The 19,975-nt window shown below is 71.1% G+C and carries 18 protein-coding genes; 9 read left to right on the forward strand and 9 right to left on the reverse strand.

Annotation, left to right across the window (positions count from 1 at the left end):
• Positions 1-111: 111 nt before the first annotated feature.
• Both RH861_RS00005 and RH861_RS00010 read right to left on the reverse strand, forming a co-directional pair.
• On the reverse strand, positions 112-552 hold the full coding sequence (locus tag RH861_RS00005) for an SRPBCC family protein (RefSeq protein ID WP_310519185.1): 441 nt from the start codon (positions 550-552) through the stop codon (positions 112-114).
• A 64-nt stretch (positions 553-616) separates the two neighbouring features.
• Entirely contained in the window at positions 617-1,762 is a 1,146-nt protein-coding gene (locus tag RH861_RS00010; protein ID WP_310519186.1) for an MFS transporter, read from the reverse strand.
• A 271-nt stretch (positions 1,763-2,033) separates the two neighbouring features.
• On the opposite strand from RH861_RS00010, the gene RH861_RS00015 reads away from it, so the two are divergent.
• Genes RH861_RS00015 through RH861_RS00025 form a run of 3 tightly spaced genes read left to right on the forward strand, consistent with a single transcriptional unit; the run spans position 2,034 to position 4,017 of the window.
• A complete protein-coding gene (locus tag RH861_RS00015; RefSeq protein ID WP_310520255.1) occupies positions 2,034-2,687 on the forward strand; it encodes a DUF6226 family protein in 654 nt (217 codons plus the stop codon).
• 35 nt (positions 2,688-2,722) lie between these two features.
• A complete protein-coding gene (locus RH861_RS00020; RefSeq protein ID WP_310519187.1) occupies positions 2,723-3,349 on the forward strand; it encodes an SRPBCC family protein in 627 nt (208 codons plus the stop codon).
• Positions 3,346-4,017: a DUF4166 domain-containing protein gene (locus tag RH861_RS00025; protein WP_310519188.1), complete on the forward strand. Its 672-nt coding sequence runs from the start codon at positions 3,346-3,348 to the stop codon at positions 4,015-4,017. The genes RH861_RS00020 and RH861_RS00025 overlap by 4 nt, the downstream gene beginning before the upstream one ends.
• A gap of 40 nt (positions 4,018-4,057) precedes the next feature.
• Here the strand turns inward: RH861_RS00025 and RH861_RS00030 are convergent, their stop codons facing one another.
• Together RH861_RS00030 and RH861_RS00035 are read right to left on the reverse strand one after the other, a co-directional pair.
• On the reverse strand, positions 4,058-4,561 hold the full coding sequence (locus RH861_RS00030; protein ID WP_310519189.1) for a hypothetical protein: 504 nt from the start codon (positions 4,559-4,561) through the stop codon (positions 4,058-4,060).
• Between the two features lie 79 nt (positions 4,562-4,640).
• The gene (locus RH861_RS00035; RefSeq protein ID WP_310519190.1) at positions 4,641-5,126 is read right to left on the reverse strand and encodes a DUF6326 family protein; all 486 of its coding nucleotides are present in this window, start codon (positions 5,124-5,126) and stop codon (positions 4,641-4,643) included.
• 97 nt (positions 5,127-5,223) lie between these two features.
• Here RH861_RS00035 and RH861_RS00040 point away from each other — a divergent pair, with 97 nt between their 5' ends.
• Complete coding sequence (locus RH861_RS00040; RefSeq protein ID WP_374760936.1) at positions 5,224-5,910, forward strand: TetR/AcrR family transcriptional regulator; 687 nt, start codon at positions 5,224-5,226, stop codon at positions 5,908-5,910.
• A 93-nt stretch (positions 5,911-6,003) separates the two neighbouring features.
• On the forward strand, positions 6,004-7,056 hold the full coding sequence (locus RH861_RS00045; RefSeq protein WP_310519192.1) for a S66 family peptidase: 1,053 nt from the start codon (positions 6,004-6,006) through the stop codon (positions 7,054-7,056).
• 9 nt (positions 7,057-7,065) lie between these two features.
• Here RH861_RS00045 and RH861_RS00050 read toward each other — a convergent pair whose 3' ends face one another.
• From RH861_RS00050 to RH861_RS00065, 4 genes are all read right to left on the reverse strand, one after another.
• Entirely contained in the window at positions 7,066-8,706 is a 1,641-nt protein-coding gene (locus tag RH861_RS00050) for a DUF5671 domain-containing protein (protein ID WP_310519193.1), read from the reverse strand.
• Positions 8,703-9,233, reverse strand: a complete 531-nt coding sequence (locus RH861_RS00055; RefSeq protein WP_310519194.1) for a hypothetical protein — start codon at positions 9,231-9,233, stop codon at positions 8,703-8,705. Before RH861_RS00055 ends, RH861_RS00050 begins: the two co-directional genes overlap by 4 nt.
• Positions 9,234-9,389: 156 nt before the next feature.
• Positions 9,390-9,881, reverse strand: coding sequence for a hypothetical protein (locus RH861_RS00060; protein ID WP_310519195.1), 492 nt, complete (start codon positions 9,879-9,881; stop codon positions 9,390-9,392).
• 214 nt (positions 9,882-10,095) lie between these two features.
• On the reverse strand, positions 10,096-11,655 hold the full coding sequence (locus tag RH861_RS00065; RefSeq protein ID WP_310519196.1) for a polysaccharide deacetylase family protein: 1,560 nt from the start codon (positions 11,653-11,655) through the stop codon (positions 10,096-10,098).
• 229 nt (positions 11,656-11,884) lie between these two features.
• Here RH861_RS00065 and RH861_RS00070 point away from each other — a divergent pair, with 229 nt between their 5' ends.
• On the forward strand, positions 11,885-13,348 hold the full coding sequence (locus RH861_RS00070; RefSeq protein ID WP_310519197.1) for a DUF6421 family protein: 1,464 nt from the start codon (positions 11,885-11,887) through the stop codon (positions 13,346-13,348).
• 149 nt (positions 13,349-13,497) lie between these two features.
• Entirely contained in the window at positions 13,498-14,157 is a 660-nt protein-coding gene (locus RH861_RS00075; protein WP_310519198.1) for an SDR family NAD(P)-dependent oxidoreductase, read from the forward strand.
• A 16-nt stretch (positions 14,158-14,173) separates the two neighbouring features.
• Here the strand turns inward: RH861_RS00075 and RH861_RS00080 are convergent, their stop codons facing one another.
• Positions 14,174-15,532, reverse strand: a complete 1,359-nt coding sequence (locus tag RH861_RS00080) for an MFS transporter (protein WP_310519199.1) — start codon at positions 15,530-15,532, stop codon at positions 14,174-14,176.
• 292 nt (positions 15,533-15,824) lie between these two features.
• Here RH861_RS00080 and RH861_RS00085 point away from each other — a divergent pair, with 292 nt between their 5' ends.
• On the forward strand, positions 15,825-16,976 hold the full coding sequence (locus RH861_RS00085) for a sugar phosphate isomerase/epimerase family protein (protein WP_310519200.1): 1,152 nt from the start codon (positions 15,825-15,827) through the stop codon (positions 16,974-16,976).
• Positions 16,977-17,073: 97 nt separating this feature from the next.
• Complete coding sequence (locus RH861_RS00090) at positions 17,074-19,836, forward strand: PQQ-dependent sugar dehydrogenase (RefSeq protein ID WP_310519201.1); 2,763 nt, start codon at positions 17,074-17,076, stop codon at positions 19,834-19,836.
• Positions 19,837-19,975 lie beyond the last annotated feature (139 nt).

Here is a 19,975-nt window from a genome sequence, read left to right on the forward strand (position 1 = left end):
GAGGCTCGCATGTTCTTCGAGGGAATCGTTGCAGTTCATCCTCAAGCCGAGTACGGCGGGTGGGAGGCAAGCATCTAGCACGACGCCCGCCAAGGGATCGGCAGCGATCAGTCAGTGTGCCGCGATATGCGCGTTGCGCTTCTCGATGAGACGGCGCAGGTAAGGGCCGATCACCAGTTCCGCCACTGCCCCGAGGGGTCCGAGTGGCGCGTCGAACTTCACGCGATCGATCATGAGCGTTCCGGACCCGTCCGGTTTGAACTCGTGTTCGTGCCGGAACGCGCGGAACGGACCGCGCACCTGCTCGTCGACGAAGTACTCCGGTTCCGTCATCGCAGTGATGCGGCTGGTCATTCGGATCGGCACCCCGAAATGCCATGCCCGCCAGGTGACCTCTTCGCCCTCGCTGATCAGGCCGGCGGTGACACCGCCGATCGCGCGCTCGCGCGAATCCGACATCGACGCCATGTGCAGGTCGATGCTCCGCGAGCGGTCGAAGGTCTCGCGCACGTCGGCGGGCACGTGCGTCTGGCACTCGAACTCGACAGTCACAGCGATCAGTGTCCCACCGCGTCGCTGTCACTCGACGATGCAGTGAGGGATGGATAGTGCAGATTCAGTCGGCGCCGACTGCATCCGGGGTGGTGCGCGGTGGCGGGTGATGCAAGCGGCCGGCGATCGCGAACGCCGTCACGGGCACGACGAGGCATAGCGCGAGTGCGACCCTGAGGCCGGTCCACTCGGCGATCGCCCCGACCAGCAACGGTGACGCGAGGAAACCGAGGCGCATGACGGTTGCCGCGATAGCGAGTCCCGTTCCGGCCGTGATCCCGGGCGCGCGTTCCGCGGCGTCCATCGCGAGCGGGATCATCGGCGCGATCCCGAGCCCGAGGAGACCGAGGCCGACCGCGACGACCCACGTCTCCGGAGCGAGCACCGCGATGAGGAGTCCGAACAGTGCGACCATCGAACCGGCCCGGATGGTGCTGACGACGCCGATCCGGTCCACCAGTGCATCGGCGGCGAACCTCCCCAGTGTGAGGGTTGTCATCAGTACGGCGAACGGGATGGCCGCGGATGCGACCCGGGCACCGGTCTCGGCGACCGCGTAGACGCCGCCCCAGGTCGATCCGAGGTCCTCCAGGAAGGCGCCGATGACGGCGAGGGCGCACGCCGTGACGAGCATCGCCGTGACCGGGCTGGAACGGCGATGATGGCCAGGCTGCGGTGGAAGCGGAGGTGCGGTGCGCAGCCGCACGAGCGGGAGCGCGACGAGACTGCCGACCACGATGGCCGCTCCGGTGACTCCCAAGTGGATGGAGATGGGAATGCCCAGCTGGAGGGCGAGCGCGCCAAGTGCGGCCCCCGCGATCGCCCCGGCGCTCCAGGCGCCGTGCAGGCCGTTGATGATCGACCGGCCGACCAGGCGTTGGATGGCGAGCCCGTGCGCGTTGTTCCCGACATCGCCCGTCGCATCGACGAACCCCAGAGTGAACAGGATCGCTCCGAAGGCGACCGCCTCACTGGCGAAGCCGGCCACGACCAGCAGTGCGCCGAGCAGCAGCGAGGACGCCACCGCCACCGGCACCGCGCCCAGGCGATTGACCAACCGGCCCGCGGCCACGCTTCCCAGCACCGCGCCCACCGGCCCGCACGCGACCATCACGCCGAAGGTCAACTCCCCGAGGTCGAACCGCTCCTTCACCTCCGGATAACGGGTGACGATCGTCGCGAACACCACGGCGTTCGCGATGAACAGCATCGACACCCCGCGCCGCGCGGCCGACAGCCGTGCGGGTGCCACAGACGCGTCCATCTGAGGATCATAGAGTCAGCCCCAAACGGGAGGACACCCTGCACCTCGGGGGAGAAGACGCCGAGCCAACCGGGCGAGCCGGAGCGATCGTGCGCGTCGAGGGACCCACGGCGAGCCCGCTGAGTCCCGGGGATTGAACCCGCCACTCACTTCGTGGAGGGGTATCTCCGGCCGTGCTCCGGCGTCGAGTTACCTGGCCGCATACGGTCGAGTTGTGATGGGCTACGAACGACCCGAGCTCCCGGTGGGTGTGTATGTCGATGAGGATGGCACGCCGATCGAATACGGCAACCGGTGGGGACCGAACGGGCCTCCTGAGGGCGCCTACTCGCGCACCAGCAACCTGGATCGCTTCGCGGGCCTGCACGCAGTCGCGCATGCATTGATCGAGTGGCTCGCGTCCACGTTCGATGTCGAGGTCGAGACTGGCAGCCAAGTGGCGGCGGATCTGCTTCTGCAACCGGACGATCCGATTCACTCGGTGCGATTGACGCCCAGGTCGACCGCGTCTGCGCCGCTCACGTTCGTGCTGACCTCATTCCCCGGCGTCTACCTGCACGCGGGGGTGCTGCACGACTTCCACTTCCCGGTGTGCGGGTGCGACGCCTGCGATGACGATGTCCGTTCCCTGGCCGACGACCTGGAGTGGACAGTGCGGATGGTCGTCACCGGCCATTACCGCGAATCCGTGAACCCGCAGGGGAGCGAATGGCTCGGCTACCGCTTGGAAGAACCCGGCGTTCGCACGGCCACGGGTCAATCTCGAACAGACGAAGTACCGATCGAGCGTTCAGAACGCGCGCGTCATCTCGTTCCCGGTGCTGGCCCGTGGGAGCCGTGGCCGGCGCGGCCGCGATCGGCAGGTGGCTGAGGGATCCGGATCGAACGGTTCACTAGTGTCGGATCGTGTCTTCCCGCAGCATCTACGTCGAGGCGACCATCGGGGCGGACCTCGACTCGATCTGGGCTGTGACGCAGGACCCGGTGCAGCATGTGAGGTGGGATGTCCGTTTCTCCGAGATCCGGCCGGCGGGCGTCACCGAAGGCGGTGCGGCCCGGTTCGAGTACACCCGCCGCACACCGTTCCACACCGTGCGCGGCACGGGTGTGAACCTCGGGGAGGTCTCCCGCCCGGACGGGTCCCGTACGTCCGCCCTGCGGTTCTGGACGCCGGACCGGTTCTCACCGATCCGCTCGGGGCGCGGGTACTGGCGGTACGAGCCGGTTCCCGGCGGCATCCGCTTCATCACCGGGTACGACTACGAGCCCGGCTGGGGTCTGCTCGATGTGCTGGTCCGACCGGTCATCGGGTGGGCTACGGCGTGGAGCTTCGACCGGCTCCGGATCTGGCTCGAGGGTGGCCCACCGCCGGAGCATTGGCCGTTGGCGAGCGTGGCCCGGCTGTGGCGACCCGATCGCCCGCGCGCGTCCCGATGCCGGCGGGCTCCCGAGGGGCAGCGACGGCGCGCCGACCACCTGCGAACGGCGCCGGCGACGCTGGCGGCCCTGCCCGACCCGGAGACGCTGCGATGACCTCCATGTTCGAACGCGCGCTCGGGGCCGAAGCGTTCGCGCGGCTGCACCCGATGATGCAGCGCAGGTTCGGTGTCGGCTTGGACCGCGGCGAGGCCTGCATCGGCCGGGGCGTGATGAGTGAGATTCGGCGCGGCCCGTGGTGGACCGTGCCCTTCCTGCAGATCGGCCGGCTCCGCAACATCCTGATACCGGATGTCGGCACCGAGGTTCCCTTCACCATCGAGAACTACCCCTACGTCGACCCGTTCGGCCGTGAGACGGTCACCTTCGTCCGCGAGTACACCGTTGGCGGGCGGCGGCGCAGGTTCGACGCGACGATGATCCTGGTCGGTGAGCGGATCGTCGACTACCTCGGCACGCACCAGCACCTCGCCGTCGACCTCGACCTCACCGTCGGTGAGGACGGTGGGCTGCTGCTGACCTCGGACGCGCAGCGATTCTACGAAGGAGCCATCGGCTTCCGCTTCCCCATGTCGTTCAGCGGGAAGGCGACCCTCCGCGAACGCTACGACGACGCCGACGAGCGGTTCCACGTCGACCTCGAGGTGCACAACGACCGCTTCGGCTTGCTGTTCGGCTACCACGGCAGCTTCACCTGCGAATGGGTGGCGGCCACCGATGCGCCGACCCGGCTGAAGCCGCTCCGGCACGAACTCCGCACCTGAGCGTGCCACCGACGGATCGGTCCACACCCATCACCACCGATCAGCTGGCGCTGCTGCATTCGCTCCGGGAGCGCAGGGTGATGCGTGCCTGGGCAGGGTCGCCGCGCGCGATGATGTCGACCACGAGCAGGTCGCGCCCGACGACGCGGATCTCGAGGTTCTCGCGGGTTTCGAGCGCTTTCGTGCGAACCACCCACCCGTCTGACTCGGCGAACTCCTCGGCCAGGGCCCTGGCCCAGGTCACCCGATCGAACTCCGGGTCCACATCGATCACCCGCACAACCCGTGCCTGCTCCCCTCGCCCTTCGAGAGGGCACGCTTCTCGTGCAATCGTCTCCGAACGATCGAGCACGGATGCTTCGGGGAGGGTGCCTTCGATCCGGTCGAGCCGAGCCGCCACCTCCGCGGCTGCAGCCTCGACCGTCATCGGCCGAGGGCTCGGCGTGAGGAGAGTGGCAACCCAGATGCCGACCACGAAGAGCGCAACGCCCACGGCGAGCACGATCGTGGCCTTGGCCGAGCTCCATTCGGGTCGGGTCGTCATCCACGCAGACTATGGGTCCAGAAGGCCACTGATCTCGACACTCCTCCATCGCCGCCGGCGAACGTCGCCCTGGGGATGTCTAGCGCCGGACGCCCTCCCGCAGGTCGTTGGTCGCCGGCTCGGCGGGGGCGGCGGTCCGGGGCCACGCCCAGGCGAAGCGGAGGATGGCCGCGAGCAGCAACAGCTCGAGACCGATGGAGAGTCCGTAGAACGAGGCCCACTCCCACGATTCCCCGACCGCGTTGAACACCGTGACCGGGATGTACAGCGAGGCCACGACGAGGTTCACGCCGCGGTTCACCCGGGCCGGGAGCGTCATCGAGAGCATCACCATCAGGGCGGGAATCGCGATCAGTGCGAGGAAGCCCGTCAGCAACGCCGGGCTGATGTCGAACTCGAACACGACACCGGCGAGGATGTCGTCGACGGCACCGGGCTTGTACAGGTGGTAGTAGTCCACGTAGACGTACAGGAACATGAAGCTGGTCCACGCGGCGGCCAGTTTGGCTTGGACGGGGACGGGCGGGCTGTCGAGCAGGTTCGCGGTGGTCGTGCGCATGGTCATCGGTTGCCTTTCACTTCAGGTACGGCGTTTCGTACACCGTACGTCGTACGCTGTACTCTGACCCGTACAGTGTACGATTGTCAAGTGTCCGCCCCGAATGAGGAGACCCGATCCCGTGGAGAGACAACGCCCGGTCCCGCCCGACGCAGGGCTCAGCGCGCAGCGGGTCGTGGAGCGCGCGATCCGGCTCGCCGATCGCGAGGGCGTCGGCGGGCTCAGCATGCGCCGGCTGGCCGGCGAGCTCGGCGCGGGCGCGATGTCGCTGTACCACTACGTGGCGAACAAGGACGAGCTGCTCGACGCGATGATCGACGTCGTCTTCCAGGAGATCGAACTCCCGCCCGACGGCACCGACTGGCAGTCGGCGATCCGGCGCCGCGCGACATCCGCCCGTCAGGTGCTCGCGCGACACCCGTGGGCGATCGGCCTGATGGAGTCGCGGACCTCGCCCGGCCCCGCGAACCTCCGCCACCGCGAAGCGGTCACCGCCTGCCTGAGACGGGCCGGCTTCTCGGTCGTGATGGCGACCCACGCCAACTGGTTGCTCGACAGCTACGTGTACGGCTTCGCCCTGCAGGAAGCCGGGCTGCCGTTCGACACCGCCCACGAACTCGCCGAGATGACCGAGGGGGTCTACCTGCCCCGACTCCCTCCGGAGCAATTCCCCCACCTCAACGAGTCCGCCGCAGCCCTCGTCGCCGCCGGCTACGACCCGACGGAGGAGTTCGCGTTCGGCCTCGACCTCATCCTCGCCGCGCTCGAGCCCCTGAGGGACTCCGCCTAGCGAGGCTCGAGAAGCGGATGCCGCAGGCGACCGCTTCGGCGAGAACGACACCGGCCGCACCGCGTGAACCCCGCCGGCTGGTTGGATCGAGGCATGAGCGCCCGCCGATTCCCGCACGTGCCGAAGGCCCGACCCGGAGACCGCATCGCCGTGCTCTCCCCCGCGTTCGCCGCGCCCGCGGTGGCCGCGCGCGTCCACGAGCAGGCCATGGAGCGGCTCGCGGAGACGACGGGCCTCGTCCCCGTGGAGTTCCCGACGACGCGGCAGCTGGGCGCGAGCGCGGAGGCGCGGGCCGCCGACGTCACCGCGGCCTTCGCGGATGCCTCGATCCGGGCGATCATCGCGACGATCGGCGGGGACGACCAGGTCACCGTGGTCCCGCACGTCGACGCCGACGTGGTCGCGGCGAATCCGAAGCCGTTCCTCGGGTACAGCGACAACACCAGCCTGCACAACCTCCTCTGGAGCGTCGGCGTGCCGAGCTACTACGGCGGGTCGACGCAGGTGCACCTCGGCCCGGGACCGCGCGTCGACGACGTGCACCGGATCTCGCTTCGCGCGGCGCTGCTCGAGGGCGGCGTGATCGAGTTGACCGAACCGGGCAGGTCGCAGGACTTCGGCATCGACTGGGCCGACCCGCGTGCGCTCACCGAGTTCGGCGGCCACGAACCGACCGAGGCGTGGGCGTGGGCCGGTCCCGCCCGCGCCGTCGAGGGCCCGACGTGGGGCGGCTGCCTCGAAGTCATCGACCAGCTCGCCCTCGCCGAGCGGATGCCGCAGACGGAGGACCTCGAGGGCGGCATCCTGCTGCTCGAGACGAGCGAGGAACTGCCCTCGCCGGAGCAGGTCAGGCGATGGGTGCGCGGACTCGGCGAGCGCGGCCTCCTCGCGGCGGTCGCCGGGGTCCTCGTCGCGCGCACGCCGGCCAGCGCCATCGGCTCACCCGTTCCGAGCGCGGAGGAGCGCGCACGCCATCGGGCGGCCCAACGCGACGCCATCGTGGAACAGGTGGCCCGCTACGCGCCCGACGCGGTCGTCTGCGTCGGCGTGCCATTCGGGCACACCCGTCCGCAGTGGATCGTGCCGCACGGCGGAACGATGCGCCTCGACGGCGGCGCACGGACCGTGACCGCCGACTACTCCTGACGTCGGGCGTCAGTCGACCAGCGGCACGACCTCGAACCGACCGCCGGGACCGGCGAGCACGAGCACGCGGCGGGCGGCGATGCCGTCGAACGCGGCGGCGATGGCTGCGGCATCCGGCACCTGGATCTCGGCGGACGGCGCGCCTGCGACCGGCTCGCGACGCCACACCGTGACCGATGCGCCCGTCGCCGCCTCGATCGCGGGGGCGAGCGCGGCCGCGTCATCCGTCGCCACGAGCACCACGCGCGCGATGCGCCGCGCGGGCGCGAGCCCCTGCTCGGCGATCGCCGACCGGTCGCGACGCCAGACCGCGAAGTGGTAGGCGAAGACGAGGGCGGTCGCGACGAGCAGGCCGAGCGGTGCGCGGACGCGGTCGAGGAGGCTCGCGCCGGTCGTCGCATCGAGCACGAACTCGAACACCCGGAAGCCGACGACGAGCAGCGCGATGAGCGCGACGACCGCGCTGATGCCGAACACGGCGACGAGGTAGACGCGTCGACCCGGGGAGCCGAGCTCCTCGGCGTCCGGACGCCGCGTCGGTCGCCAGGCCAGCCACCACACGGGCGCGCCGACGACCAGCGCGGCGATGCCCGCGAGCAGGAGGGTTCGCGTGTCGGCGGCGACGAGCGAACTCACGAACGCGCCCAGCGTGGCGTTCACGATGACGCCGATGCCCGACGCGGCCGCCGCCAGCCCCAGGCCCGACAGCACGAGGCTCGCGGCGCGGCGCGTGCCGTCCGAGCGGACCGCCGCGATCCGCTGGTGCGAACGCCACACCAGCGCGCCGACCGCGGCCGCCGCGAGGGCACCGCCCAGCGGTTCCAGGATCCGCGTCGCCGTCTCGGTGTGGTCGAGGACGAGGCGGAGCGCCACCCACAGGGCCGTCCCGACGCCGGCGAGGGTCACCGCGGCGCCGCCGAGAACGCCGACGACCACCAGCGCGACCGCCGCGAATCCCGTCCGGAACCCGCGAACCCCGTCGCGTGCCCAGTGCCACCACCAGATCAGGCCGCCGACCGCGGCCGTGACGAGGGCGTCCGCCACGCTCCGCCACCAGGGAGCGCCCGCGAGCGCCGGAGCGGTGGCGCCGAGGATCGCCTCGTCGAGGAGCGTGCCCAGCGCGCCGATCGCTCCCGAGACGAGCAGCACCAGGCCGGAGACCGCCGCGATCACGAACGGCACGGTGCGCAGGCGCGTCGGGTGCTTGACCGGATGCCGCGACATCCACCGATGCCAGCCCCACACCGCCGCCCAGACGAGGCCGGTCGCGAGCTCGGTGGGCAGCGCGCGACCCTCGAGCGCCGCGGTCGCCGCCGCGAGCAGTGCGGAGGTCGCCACCACGAGCGACACGGTGTACATCGCGGTCAGGTAGAGCCCCCACGCGAGCGAGCCGCGTTCGGCTTCGTCGCCGAGACGACGCCACACCACCCACCAGAGCACGGCGGCGAGCGGTCCGCCGATGAGCGTGAAGGCGAGCCAGAGGGCGAGGTCGGAGGCGCCGCCGCCCGCGATCGGGGTGCCGGCGTCGATGAGTCGCTCGAGCAGCCCCGCGAGTCCGATGGCGGTGATGACGACGAGGACGAACAGGAGCCCGTAGACGATGAGGCGACGCACCGTCCGCTGCGCACCGCCGGGCGCGGGCGCGGTCATCCTCGCCACCTCCCCGGGTCGCAGATCGTGAGCGGCCACGGCGCCGTCTCGATGCGCCATCCGTCATCGGCCCGCACCAGGTCGAAGTCGCCGCGCTCATCGACGCCGGACCCGCCGAAGGGCCCCTCGTCGTACGACCACGAGATGAGCACCTCGACATCGGCCGAGTCGTCGCGCTCGGTCGTCGAGACCAGCGTCACGCGCATCCGGTCCGTCGGCGCGCCGTCGATGGGCACGCAGTCGTCGGCGACCTCCGGGACGAGGTGCCGGATCGCCTCGTCCTCGTCGCCGTCGATGACCGCGGAAGCGTAGGCCTGCACCACGCCCTCCGGGGTGGACTCGTCGAGCCGCGCCGGCTCGCCGCGGGAGAAGACGACGACGAGCGCCACGATCACCAGCGCGGCGATCACGCCGAGGATCACGAGCAACGTGCGATCCGGTCGCCCGGTGGGCGCGGCCCCGGCTGCGGGCTGCGTCGCGGGTGCGGGATCGGGTGCGGGTTCGGGTGCGGCACCAGAGGCGTCCATGCCTGCATCATGTCGCGTCCGGGCCATGCATCGACGGACCAACGTCATGCCGCTGCGGCGCGTCGGACCCGTGCGCACGTGCTCGGGGCGCGTGACCGGTGATCGCTCACCGGCTCCGCGCCCCGTGGTGGATGTCCAGGTCGTCGTGCCCGCTGCTCACTGCACCTGCGATGCCTTGAACTCGCGCACCTGCTCCGGCGTCATGGGCGTCGGGCCCTGCGGCGCCGGCTCCGACTCGGACTGCTTCGACTGGCGCACCAGCTCCTGCACCTCGGCCTGGGCGTAGGACGTGAGCGGCCGCGACTCGGCCTGCTTCGCCTGGCGGATGCGCTCCTGCACGCTGAGCGTACGCGTCGACTCCGACTGCCGGACCTCGCGGATGCGCTCGTTGCGGGTCATGTCGGCTGCGGCGCGCTCGGCGGCCTGCGACCGGAACTCCGCCTCCTTGACCTCGCGGAGGCGCTCGTACGCCTCGATCGCCTGGGCGACCTGCTCGGGGCTGAGGTTCGACTGTGCGGCCGACACCCGCTGCTGCGCGGACTCGGCGCGGGCGCCGTCATCGAACTGTCCTTCGACCCCGGCGCAGCCGGTCAGCACCAGCAGCAGCGCGGCGGTTCCGCCGACGATGGCGGTTCGGTTGGTGTTCATGGTTCCTTCTCCTTCACGGGACCCGACTCTCTGGAGCGGGGATGAAACAGAGATTAGGAATCCTCAGGTCTCCCGGGATCAGTGCCCTCCCGCCGATTCGCCCGCGAACTGCCCGGGTGGTCGCACGGATGCCGCTGAGGGATCTCGGCACGCGGCATCCGTGCCTGCACCGAGCCGGGCCGGTCCGAGCGGGCCAGTGCTGCGGGCGGCCGACTCAGCGGGGACCGTGGCTGACGAGGCCCGACGCGGGCAGCGCACCGCCGAACTGCGCCGACACCGTCGCCAGCGTGAACCCGCGCGCCCGGAGCCCGGCGATGACGCTCGGCACCGCCTCGATCGTCTGCTCGTGCGTGTCGTGCATGAGCACGATGCTGCCCCGTCGGCTCTCGGCCACGGCGCGCTGCACGATCACGTCGGCGCCCGGGTCGCGCCAGTCGTTCGTGTCGACGTCCCACACGATGAACGGCAGCGCGACCAGGGCGCGCACGCGCCGGTCCGAAGCGCCGTAGGGCGGGCGGATGCTGCGCGAGGTCACGCCCGTGGCCTCGCGGATCGCCGCCTGCGTGCGGTCGACCTCGCGGCGGACCGCGGCGTCGTCCTTCAGCTTGGTGAGGTCGGGGTGCCCCCACGTGTGGTTGGCGATCTCGTGACCGCTGTCGACGATGCGGGCGGCCGTGTCCGGGTTGCGCTGCACCGACGACCCCTGGACGAAGAACGTGGCCGGCGCGCGGGTCCGGTCGAGCACGTCCAGCAGCCCGGGCGTGAGGCCCGTGGGGCCGTCGTCGAACGTGATCGAGACGCAGGCGACGAACGAGCAGTCGACCGGGTCGCCACCCGCCGGCGCCGCCGGCGCGGCGAACGGCTCGTCGGCGGCGGCCGTCGCGGTGGCGCTGCGGCCCGCCTCGCTGAGGAACGGCTGCAGCAGGCGGGTGGGCACGAGGACCGACACCGGCACGACCGACCCGGCGAGTGGGAGCGTCACCACGATGCCGGTCGGCGTCACCGCCGAGTCGACGAGCAGCCCCCGGGCCGCGGCCGGGTCGACGCCGGCCCACGGATCCTCGATGCCGATGCGGCCGGTCGCGCGCAGCGCCTCGGCGACGAGTCCGAGCACGCGCGGTTCGCGCCCCGGCTCGTAGAGCGCGGGCCCGTCGTGGACTGTCCCGGTGGCGGCATCCGCGTACCAGACCTCGCGGGCGACGGATGCCGCAGCGCCGGGCTCGCGGCGGATCACGGTCAGCCGCTCGCCGAGCAGCGGGCCAGCCGCCGTGACGATGCCGCAGTCGATCGTGAGCACCGCGCCGGCCGTGGTGCCGAGGCTGGCGCCGCGGCACGGGCCGATGTCGCCGCCCGGCAGGACGTCGACCGCGGGCACCCACCCGGCGCCGTGGGCAGCGGCGAAGTCGCGCGCCAGCTGCTCGACGCGCTCGTCGAGGCGGTCGCCCAGGGCACTGGCGCCCGGCAGCACGGCCCAGCGGACGGCGACGGCGAGGTCCGGACCGGTGGTCGCCGCGAGTCGGCCGACGAGGCCCGGCGCGTCGGCGGCCGACAGGCGCGGCGGGCCGGGCACGAGCCGCGGCGACTCGGGCGGCGGACCCGAGGGCGTCGGCGGAGCGGAGGCCGTCGGCGGCGGACCGGGCGTGCCGCTCGCGACCGGCGACCCGGGCACGAGCGCGGTGCACGAGGCGAGTGCCGTCGCCAGCAGGGCGGCCGACAGTGCCGTCCCGACGCGACGCGCGGGCCGGCGCGTGCGCGAGACGGCCGCCTCCCCCATGCCTCCACGCTAACCTCCCGAGCCGGTTTCCCAGTCCGCCGCGAGCGACGTGTCCCGGCGACTGCGCCGCGCCGCAGCTTGCGAGCGCGAAATCTTGCGTGGACGCAAGATTCCCGCGCGCACCCGCAATCAATCGCGGAGAGGCTGCACGTAGCCTTGGACGAGCGGGGCGATTCGCGCTCCGACCACCAGCGCCGTGAGGCCCGATCCCCTGAGAACGGAGGTTCCGATGTCACAGAACACCCTGTCTGCAATCGTTGGCGAGCCCGAGGTTCTCGAGGACGAGACCGGCATCGCGATCACCCCCGAGCTCATCGCCCTCGCCGACGGCGTCGAGACCGACCCGGCCTGGCTGCGCCTCAAGGAGTCCGCCACGCGCCTCCAGTCGCTGCAGGTCAAGGACGGCTCGGTTCCCGAGGAATCCGACCGGCCCGAGGCATCCGCCCTCGTCGACGCCATCGTGGAGTCGGTCGCCGCGCTCGCGCCGCGATTCCCGCACGAGGCCGCCTACCTCGAGGCGCTGCAGGCCGATTTCCGGAAGTGGCAGGCCGAGGGCCTCGGCGTGCCGGACTTCCTCGACTCGCTCGTCGAGTTCCAGCCGCAGCTGCACCGCGTCGACGGCATCCGCCACCTCGTCGTGTTCCCCATGTACACGCAGAACGGCTCGCAGGACCGGCACGTCGAGGCGCTCGTCGTCGAGACGATCTGGCCGGAGTTCATCGCGCACCTCGAGGCCGGCGACTACGGCAACAAGCTCTTCGTGAGCCTGCGCCTGGTCGACTTCACCCCCGGCTACGACACCAACTCGGCCGTGCTCTTCCCCGAGACGGTCGCGATGCGCGAGATCCCGCCGTTCACCTGGGGCGCGATCTTCCAGGACCGCGAGGCGGCCCGCTACCGCCGGGTCGTGCGCGCGGCCTCCGAGATCACGAAGCTCGAGCTGCCGGATGACGCGGCGTCGCTGCTCGACGACCAGGAGCTCGCCGAGCGCACCTTCGTGATGTGGGACATCATCCACGACCGCACCCACATGCGCGGCGACCTGCCGTTCGACCCGTTCATGATCAAGCAGCGGATGCCGTACTTCCTCTACTCGCTGGAGGAGCTGCGCTGCGACCTGACCGCGTTCCGCGAGTCGGTGAAGATCGAGCGCAGCCTGCGCAAGCGGGTCGAGGCCGGCGACGAGCTCGACGCGGTCGACGCCCAGATGCTCGAGCACGCCAAGCTCGTGCAGTACGCGGTGATCTTCGACCGGATCTTCCGGTTCGCGATCACCGGCTCGCGGGTGCGCAACTACGACGGACTCGGCGGACAGCTGCTGTTCGCGTGGCTGCACCAGAAGCACGTGCTCGAGTGGACCGACGTCTCGCTGAGCTTCGACTGGGACGCGGTGCCCGACGCCGTCGTCGAACTCGGCGACGCGATCGACGAGCTCTACTGGAAGTCGATCGACCGGCCGAAGACGGCGCACTGGCTCGCCGCGTACGAGCTGGTCCGCTCGGTGCTCACGCCCAACCCGGCGTCGGTCTGGGCCGAGGGCCTGCCCCGCGAGGTGCTCGCGGGCCCGCCCAAGGGCTACACCGACCTCGTGATGGACGACGAGTTCCCGCTCTCGATGTTCTACGAGGCGCTCGACAAGAAGATGAAGCCGGTCATCGAGTCGACGGTGGGCATCACCGCCGCCGACGCCTGACCGGTCTCGACATCGCTGCAACGCCGGTGGTCGAGTAGCACGCGAAGCGCGCGTATCGAGACGACGGGTCTCGATACGGCCGCGAGCGGCCTACTCGACCATCGGCGCGTGGAGCGCGCGCCCCGAGACGCATGAGAGGATGCCCTACCGTGACTGAGCTGCAGGACAAGGTCGTGGTGATCGCGGGCGCGACGAGCGCCGCCGGACGCGCGGTGGCCCGCGCCCTCGCCGACGCGGGGGCGCGCGTGGTGGCCATCGGCAGCCACCAGGGCCGGCTCGACGAGCTCGAGGTCGAGATCCCGGGCGTCGTCGGCGAGCGCGCCGACCTCACCGACGGCGACGACGTCCTCGAGGCGGCCATGCGCGTGCACGCGAAGGTGGGCGACGTCGACGGCATCGTGCACCTCGTGGGCGGATGGCGCGGCGGCGGCGGCATCGCCGGCCAGACCGAGGAGGACTACCGGTTCCTCGAGCGCTCCTTCACGGCGCTGCGCCACGTCAGCCGCGTGTTCTTCGACGACCTGGTCGACTCCGACGCCGGGCGCATCGCGATCGTGTCGTCGACCACGGTCGAGAAGCCCACCGCGGGCGGCGGGAACTACACCGCGATCAAGGCCGCGAGCGAGTCGTGGATGCGCTCGCTCGCCGACGGGTTCCGCAAGGCGGAATCGCCCGCCGCCTCGGTGACCTTCCGCGTGAAGTCGCTCGCCGGCCTCGAAGAGCGCCTCGCCGACGAGGTCGTCGCACTGTGGTCGACGGATGCCGCGGCATCCGACCTCAACGGACGCGTCACCACGCTCACGGCCTGAGCGAGCGGCCCTAGCGTCAGTCGACGGTGGGCGGCAGCGCGGCATCCGTCGTCGGCTCGTCGCCGGGCTGCGGCGCCGACGTCACCTCGCGGGCCGTGTCGGCCGGGTCGTGCTGCGCCCGGCTCAGCAGCACGAACGGCACCGCGAGCGCTTGGAAGACGCCGCTCCACAGCATGGAGAAGCCGTAGCCGCCGAGGTCGGCCGTGCGACCGAGGACCGGCTGGATCGCCGCGCCTCCCGCGCTGCCGAGCAGCGAATCGAACGACAGGACCGTCGCCCGCTGCTTCGACGGGATCATGTCGTTCAGGTACGCGCGGTGCACCGGGTCGTCGATGGACGACGACACGCCCCAGACGGCGATGAGCACCACGGCGACCCAGAAGTTCGCCGAGACGGCGAGCGCGACGAGCACCGCCGCGCTCGTGATCGTCGACAGCAGGATCACGGAGGTCCGCTTGCGGAAGCGGCGCCGGACGACCGGCGCGAGCAGGCCGCCCACGATGCCCGCACCCGAGAGCAGGGCGGCCGCGAGACCGGCGATCGAGTAGGCGCCCTCGTCGCCCCACAGCTCGAGCAGGTACGGCTGGAGGGCGTAGAACGCGTAGAACCCCACGCCCGTCGTGAACGGGGTGGTGAGCATGAGCCAGCGGACCGGGCGGTTGCCGAGTCCGTGCGTGATCGACGCCCGCAGCACGGTGCGCGTGGCCTTCAGCGGACCGGCGCCGCGCTCGGGGGTGAAGCCCAGGTCGCGCATGAGCACCGCGGCCACGACGAGCATCACCACGAGGATGCCGGCCCTGATGAGGAACGGCACGCCGAGGTTGGTCAGCTGCGCGATCACGCCGCCGAGCACCGAGCCGCCGAGCATCGCCACGTTGCCGACCACCACGGCCCGGCCGAAGACGGCCTCGAGGCTGCCCGAGTAGCCCGTCGCGGTGAGGGCGTCGACGAGCCAGGCGTCGACGGCGCCGGAGAAGAACGTGAAGCCCAGCCCGAGCAGGACCGACACGACCGCCCAGGCCCAGAACGGCGACTGCCACACCCAGAGCATCCAGTACAGCGCGGTCGTCGCCGCGAGGGTGAGGGTGCCGAGCAGGTACGACGCCCGGCGGCCGAGGGTGTCGGCGACGACGCCCGTCGGGATCTCGAACACGAACATCCCGAGGCTGAAGAACGCGTTCGCGGCGAACGCCTCGAGGTTGGTGAGACCCGCGTCGAGGAGGAACAGCGTATTGATGCCCCAGATGAAGGAGGCGGCGAGCGTGTTGCCGAGCGTGAGCGTGTAGTAGGTGCCCTGGACCCGGCGCGCGGCGCGGCCGTCGGCACTCGGGCCGCCGCCCTCCCCGCCGTTCGCGTCGGACGCTCCGGCGGTCATGCGCCGTGCCGTCGGGCGTGATGTCGCATGCGCTCATCTTGCTCTTCGGAGGGCTGCGACGGAAGAGCGGAGCGTGCCGCGCCCCTTCGCCGGAGCCCACATCGCACCCGGGCTTTTGTCGTAGAAAGTTGAAAGCCGCGCATCCAACAAACTCTTTTGCTTGACCTGCGACGGATTAATGCCGTAGCGTCCGAGAAAGTTCGTGGACGCCAACTCACGAGCAACGGTGCGGAGAGTGGCTCGAAGGGCAACGCCGCCCGTCCCCCACAACGGTTCAGTGCAAGGGAGCATCATGGATGAACTGACGGAACAGGCCGAGCACGACGCCCGGGTCCTCGGGCGCAGCCTCGGCCTGAGCCGCCGGCAGCTGCTGGCGGCCACGACGGGCATGGCCGCGGCCGCCGCCGTGGGCCTCACGGGCGGCGGTCACGCGCACGCCGCACCGCTCGCCGCCGCGCCGGGCAACGGCAACGGCGTACTCGTCCCGCCCGGGAAGCGGGGCATCATCCTCTACACCGTCCGCGACGCCGTCAGCCGCAACCCGCTCACGAGCGACCTGCCGTCCGGCTTCAAGGAGGTGCTGGAGGAGCTCGCGCGGATCGGCTACAAGCAGATCGAGTTCGCCGGCTACACCCAGAACGCCAACTCGGAGGGCGGCAACAACCTGGGCACCCCGCAGGGCGCCCAGCTGCTGCGCACCTGGCTCGACGACAACGGGCTCGAGGCCGAGGGCAACCACGGCAGCATCCCGTCGGTCATCAACGACACCACGCTCGCGCAGTTCGACGCCGCGTGCGAGGTGGCCAACATCCTCGGATTCGGCCACATCGGCACCGGCAGCGACCCGACGGGCAGCGCGTACCTCGCCGACTGGCAGGCCGCGGCCGATCGCTGGAACATCCTCGGCGAGCGTGCCGCCTCGCACGGGCTGAAGCTCTACACGCACAACCACGACGCCGCGTACAGCTTCCTCCTCGACGAGGGCCCGCTGGACGCCGCCGGTCGACCCACCCGCTCGTCGGGCCTGCGCCGCCTGGAGTGGTTCCTGCAGAACACCGACCCGAACTCCGTCTACCTCGAGATGGACATCTACTGGGCGCACGTCGCACAGCACCGGTTCCAGAGCTACACCGCCGCCGACGGCACCGTCGTCGACGACATCTTCGACCCGGCCGGGCTCGTGGCCGAGCAGACCACGCGCTTCCCGCTCTTCCACGCGAAGGACGGCGCCCGCAACGGCAGCGCGGCCGGCTACTCGATCGTGCCGTTCGGCCAGGGCGACATCGACTACGTGACGTTCTTCCAGCGCGTCGGCGCCAAGGGCTACCACAACGCGATGTACGAGCAGGACAACGCCGCCACGATCCCGGCGCCCGCGTCGCCCTCGCTCTCGCTCGAGAACGCCGCGTCGTCGTACGCGAACCTGGCCGCCCTGCGCGGCTGACGCGAGACCCCGGGCCGCGCGGGTGACCAAACCCCCCGCGCGGCCCGGTACCACATGGATCCCGCCGAACCTCCTTCCATCCGACTGGAGCACATCCATGCACATCGCACGTTCGCGCCTCGCGGCGCTGGTGATCGGGTCCGCAGTCGCGGCATCCGTCGCCTTCGCGGGGCCCGCCGCCGCTCACCCCGGCCATGACCACGGAGACGAGGTCACGGCCACCACGTGGGCCAACTACGAGCGCGTGACGCTCGCCACCACGAACGGCGTGGGCGAGCCGATCGACCTCGCCGTGATGCCCGACTCGCGGGTCCTGCACACCACCAGGAACGGACAGCTGCGGCTGACCGACCCGGCGCAGGGGACGACGACGACGGTCAACACCATCGACGTCTACGCCAACTCCGAGGACGGCCTGCAGACGGTCACCCTCGACCCCGACTTCGAGGAGAACGGCTGGGTCTACCTCTACTACGCGCCTCGCGTGATGGAGGCGCCGTACCCGACGACCACGCCGGCCGGATCCGCCCCCAACACGCTTCCCGCGGGCGCCGACGCCTCGTACTGGGACCAGTGGCTCGGCTACAACCAGCTCAGCCGCTTCAAGTGGGACGCCGAGGCGAACGCCCTCGACATGTCGACCCAGCAGGACATCATCAAGGTCGAGGTCCAGCGCGGGCAGTGCTGCCACGTCGCCGGCGACGTCGCCTTCGACAACGACGGCAACGTGCTCCTCGCCACGGGTGACAACACCCCGGCGGGCACCCCGGGTGCCAACGGCTACGCGCCGAACAACGACCGTCCCGGCTACAACCCCGGGTTCGACGCCCGACGCGGCGCCGGCAACACGAACGACCTCCGCGGCAAGATCCTGCGGATCTCGGTCCAGGAGGACGGCAGCTACACGATCCCCGAGGGCAACCTGTTCGCGCCGGGCACGGCCGACGCCCGCCCCGAGATCTTCGCCATGGGCCTGCGCAACCCGTTCCGCATGGACTTCGACCCGGTGACCGGCGCGGTCACGTGGGGCGACTACGGCCCCGACGCGGGAACCGCGAACGACCTGCGCGGCCCCATGGGCTACGTGGAGTGGCAGTCGACGACGAAGCCGATCAACGGCGGCTGGCCGTTCTGCCACGGTCCCAACGCGAACTACAACGACTGGGACTTCGAGACCGCGACCCCCGGCGAGTGGTTCGACTGCGAGGGCACGCTCATCAACACGAGCAGCTACAACACGGGCCTCGACCAGCTGCCCACCGCGACCGCGCCGCAGATCTGGTACGGCGACCGTCCGGAGCACCAGCCGTGGCCTGAGTTCGGCTCGGGAGGCCAGGCGCCCATGGGCGGCCCGACCTACCGCTACGACGCCGAGAACGAGTCCGACACGAAGTTCCCGGCCTACTGGGACGGCAAGACCTTCATGGGCGAGTTCTCGCGCGACCGCGTCTTCGTCTTCTCGCAGGACGACCCGGACGGCGAGGTCACGAAGATCGAGGACTTCCTGCCGAACAGCGCCCTCGGCGGCGCCGCGCTCGGCGCGTGGGACAACGTCATGGACCTCGAGTTCGGCCCCGACGGCGCGCTCTACGTGCTGAACTACGGCGACGGCTTCTTCCGCGCGAACCCGGACGCCGGGCTCTACCGGATCGACTACGTCGAGGGCACCAAGGGGCCCCGCGCGGTCATCGAGGCATCCGTGACCTCGGGCGACGGTCCGCTGACCGTCGAGTTCGACGCCTCCGGCTCCTCGCACCCGGACGAGCTCGCGCTGAGCTACGCCTGGGACTTCGAGAACTCGGGCACCTTCACCGCGGGTGAGGCGACCGCCTCGTACACGTACGAGGAGGACGGCCAGTACCAGGCGCGCGTCCGCGTCACCGACGCCGGAGGCCGCGTGAGCCTCGCCTCGGTCACCATCACGGTGGGCAACACCGCCCCGATCGTGGAGATCGTCTCGCCCGTCAACGGCTCGTTCGTGGACTGGGGCGACGAGGTCGCCTTCGAGGTGAAGGTCACCGACCCGGATGAGGACATCGACTGCAGCCGCGTGCTGTGGAGCTACGGCCTCGGCCACGACAACACGCACACCCACCCGCTGTTCACGGGCTCCGGCTGCACCGCCACGATCGAGACCTCGCTCGAGGCCGGCCACGGCGAGACCGAGAACATCTACGGCCAGATCGGCGCCTCGTACACCGACGCGGGCACCGACACGGCGCCGGCGCTGACCGGTGACGACGTCGTGCTGCTCAACCCGCGCGCCCTGCAGGCGGAGCACAGCGACGCCCGCCAGGGCGAGGTCACGGTCGTCGACGACGAGTCGGCGGAAGGCTTCCGGTACCTCTCGGGCCTCGGCTCGGGTGAGTGGATCGCCTACGACCCGGTCGAGTTCGGCGGCATCACCGGCGCGGAGCTCCGCGCCAAGGGTGCCGGCACGGTGCAGCTGCGCTGGGCCGAGGCCGACGCCGAGCCGTTCGCCACCTTCGCGGTCGACTCGACCGGCTGGACCGACGTCTCCGTGCCGCTCGTGACGAGCCCCGAGGGCACCGGCCGCGTGGTCGTCACCTCGACGGGCGGGGTCGACCTCGACCAGTTCATGTTCACGACCTCGACGGGCGACATCCGTTCGCTGCTCGCGTCGCTCGCCGGCGACCAGCGCATCACCAAGGGCGCGGTGAACTCGTTCGGCGACGTCCTCGACGAGGTCGACGCGGCCCTCGCCGCCGACGACACGGCGACGGCGACCGAGAAGCTGCAGTTCATCGCCACCCAGGCTCCCAAGCGGATCCGCGGTGACGCCGACGCAGCAGCCCTGGTCATCCGCGCGGTCGAGGCGGTGATCGCCGACATCGCCTGATCCTTCGCGGCGGCGGGGCTCGTCACCCGCCGCCGCGAACCTGAGCCGGTGCGGTCGGGACAACGACCTTGGCGGGATCCGCCGGCCGCACCAAGACCGAGTCGGGCCGTGCTCCACCTGGAGCACGGCCCGACTTGCG

This window comes from Agromyces indicus (genome assembly GCF_031432295.1).
Classification (GTDB): domain Bacteria; phylum Actinomycetota; class Actinomycetes; order Actinomycetales; family Microbacteriaceae; genus Agromyces; species Agromyces indicus.

What these genes read in the sequence shown, in the direction of transcription:
- RH861_RS00030 (WP_310519189.1), bottom strand. Translation starts at nt 4,561, where the DNA reads ATGACGACCCGACCCGAATGGAGCTCGGCCAAGGCCACGATCGTGCTC.
- RH861_RS00055 (WP_310519194.1), bottom strand. Translation starts at nt 9,233, where the DNA reads ATGGACGCCTCTGGTGCCGCACCCGAACCCGCACCCGATCCCGCACCC.
- RH861_RS00090 (WP_310519201.1), top strand. Translation starts at nt 17,074, where the DNA reads ATGCACATCGCACGTTCGCGCCTCGCGGCGCTGGTGATCGGGTCCGCA.
- RH861_RS00025 (WP_310519188.1), top strand. Translation starts at nt 3,346, where the DNA reads ATGACCTCCATGTTCGAACGCGCGCTCGGGGCCGAAGCGTTCGCGCGG.
- RH861_RS00060 (WP_310519195.1), bottom strand. Translation starts at nt 9,881, where the DNA reads ATGAACACCAACCGAACCGCCATCGTCGGCGGAACCGCCGCGCTGCTG.
- RH861_RS00045 (WP_310519192.1), top strand. Translation starts at nt 6,004, where the DNA reads ATGAGCGCCCGCCGATTCCCGCACGTGCCGAAGGCCCGACCCGGAGAC.
- RH861_RS00080 (WP_310519199.1), bottom strand. Translation starts at nt 15,532, where the DNA reads ATGACCGCCGGAGCGTCCGACGCGAACGGCGGGGAGGGCGGCGGCCCG.
- RH861_RS00065 (WP_310519196.1), bottom strand. Translation starts at nt 11,655, where the DNA reads ATGGGGGAGGCGGCCGTCTCGCGCACGCGCCGGCCCGCGCGTCGCGTC.
- RH861_RS00050 (WP_310519193.1), bottom strand. Translation starts at nt 8,706, where the DNA reads ATGACCGCGCCCGCGCCCGGCGGTGCGCAGCGGACGGTGCGTCGCCTC.
- RH861_RS00010 (WP_310519186.1), bottom strand. Translation starts at nt 1,762, where the DNA reads ATGCTGTTCATCGCGAACGCCGTGGTGTTCGCGACGATCGTCACCCGT.
- RH861_RS00085 (WP_310519200.1), top strand. Translation starts at nt 15,825, where the DNA reads ATGGATGAACTGACGGAACAGGCCGAGCACGACGCCCGGGTCCTCGGG.
- RH861_RS00070 (WP_310519197.1), top strand. Translation starts at nt 11,885, where the DNA reads ATGTCACAGAACACCCTGTCTGCAATCGTTGGCGAGCCCGAGGTTCTC.
- RH861_RS00035 (WP_310519190.1), bottom strand. Translation starts at nt 5,126, where the DNA reads ATGACCATGCGCACGACCACCGCGAACCTGCTCGACAGCCCGCCCGTC.
- RH861_RS00040 (WP_374760936.1), top strand. Translation starts at nt 5,224, where the DNA reads ATGAGGAGACCCGATCCCGTGGAGAGACAACGCCCGGTCCCGCCCGAC.
- RH861_RS00015 (WP_310520255.1), top strand. Translation starts at nt 2,034, where the DNA reads ATGGGCTACGAACGACCCGAGCTCCCGGTGGGTGTGTATGTCGATGAG.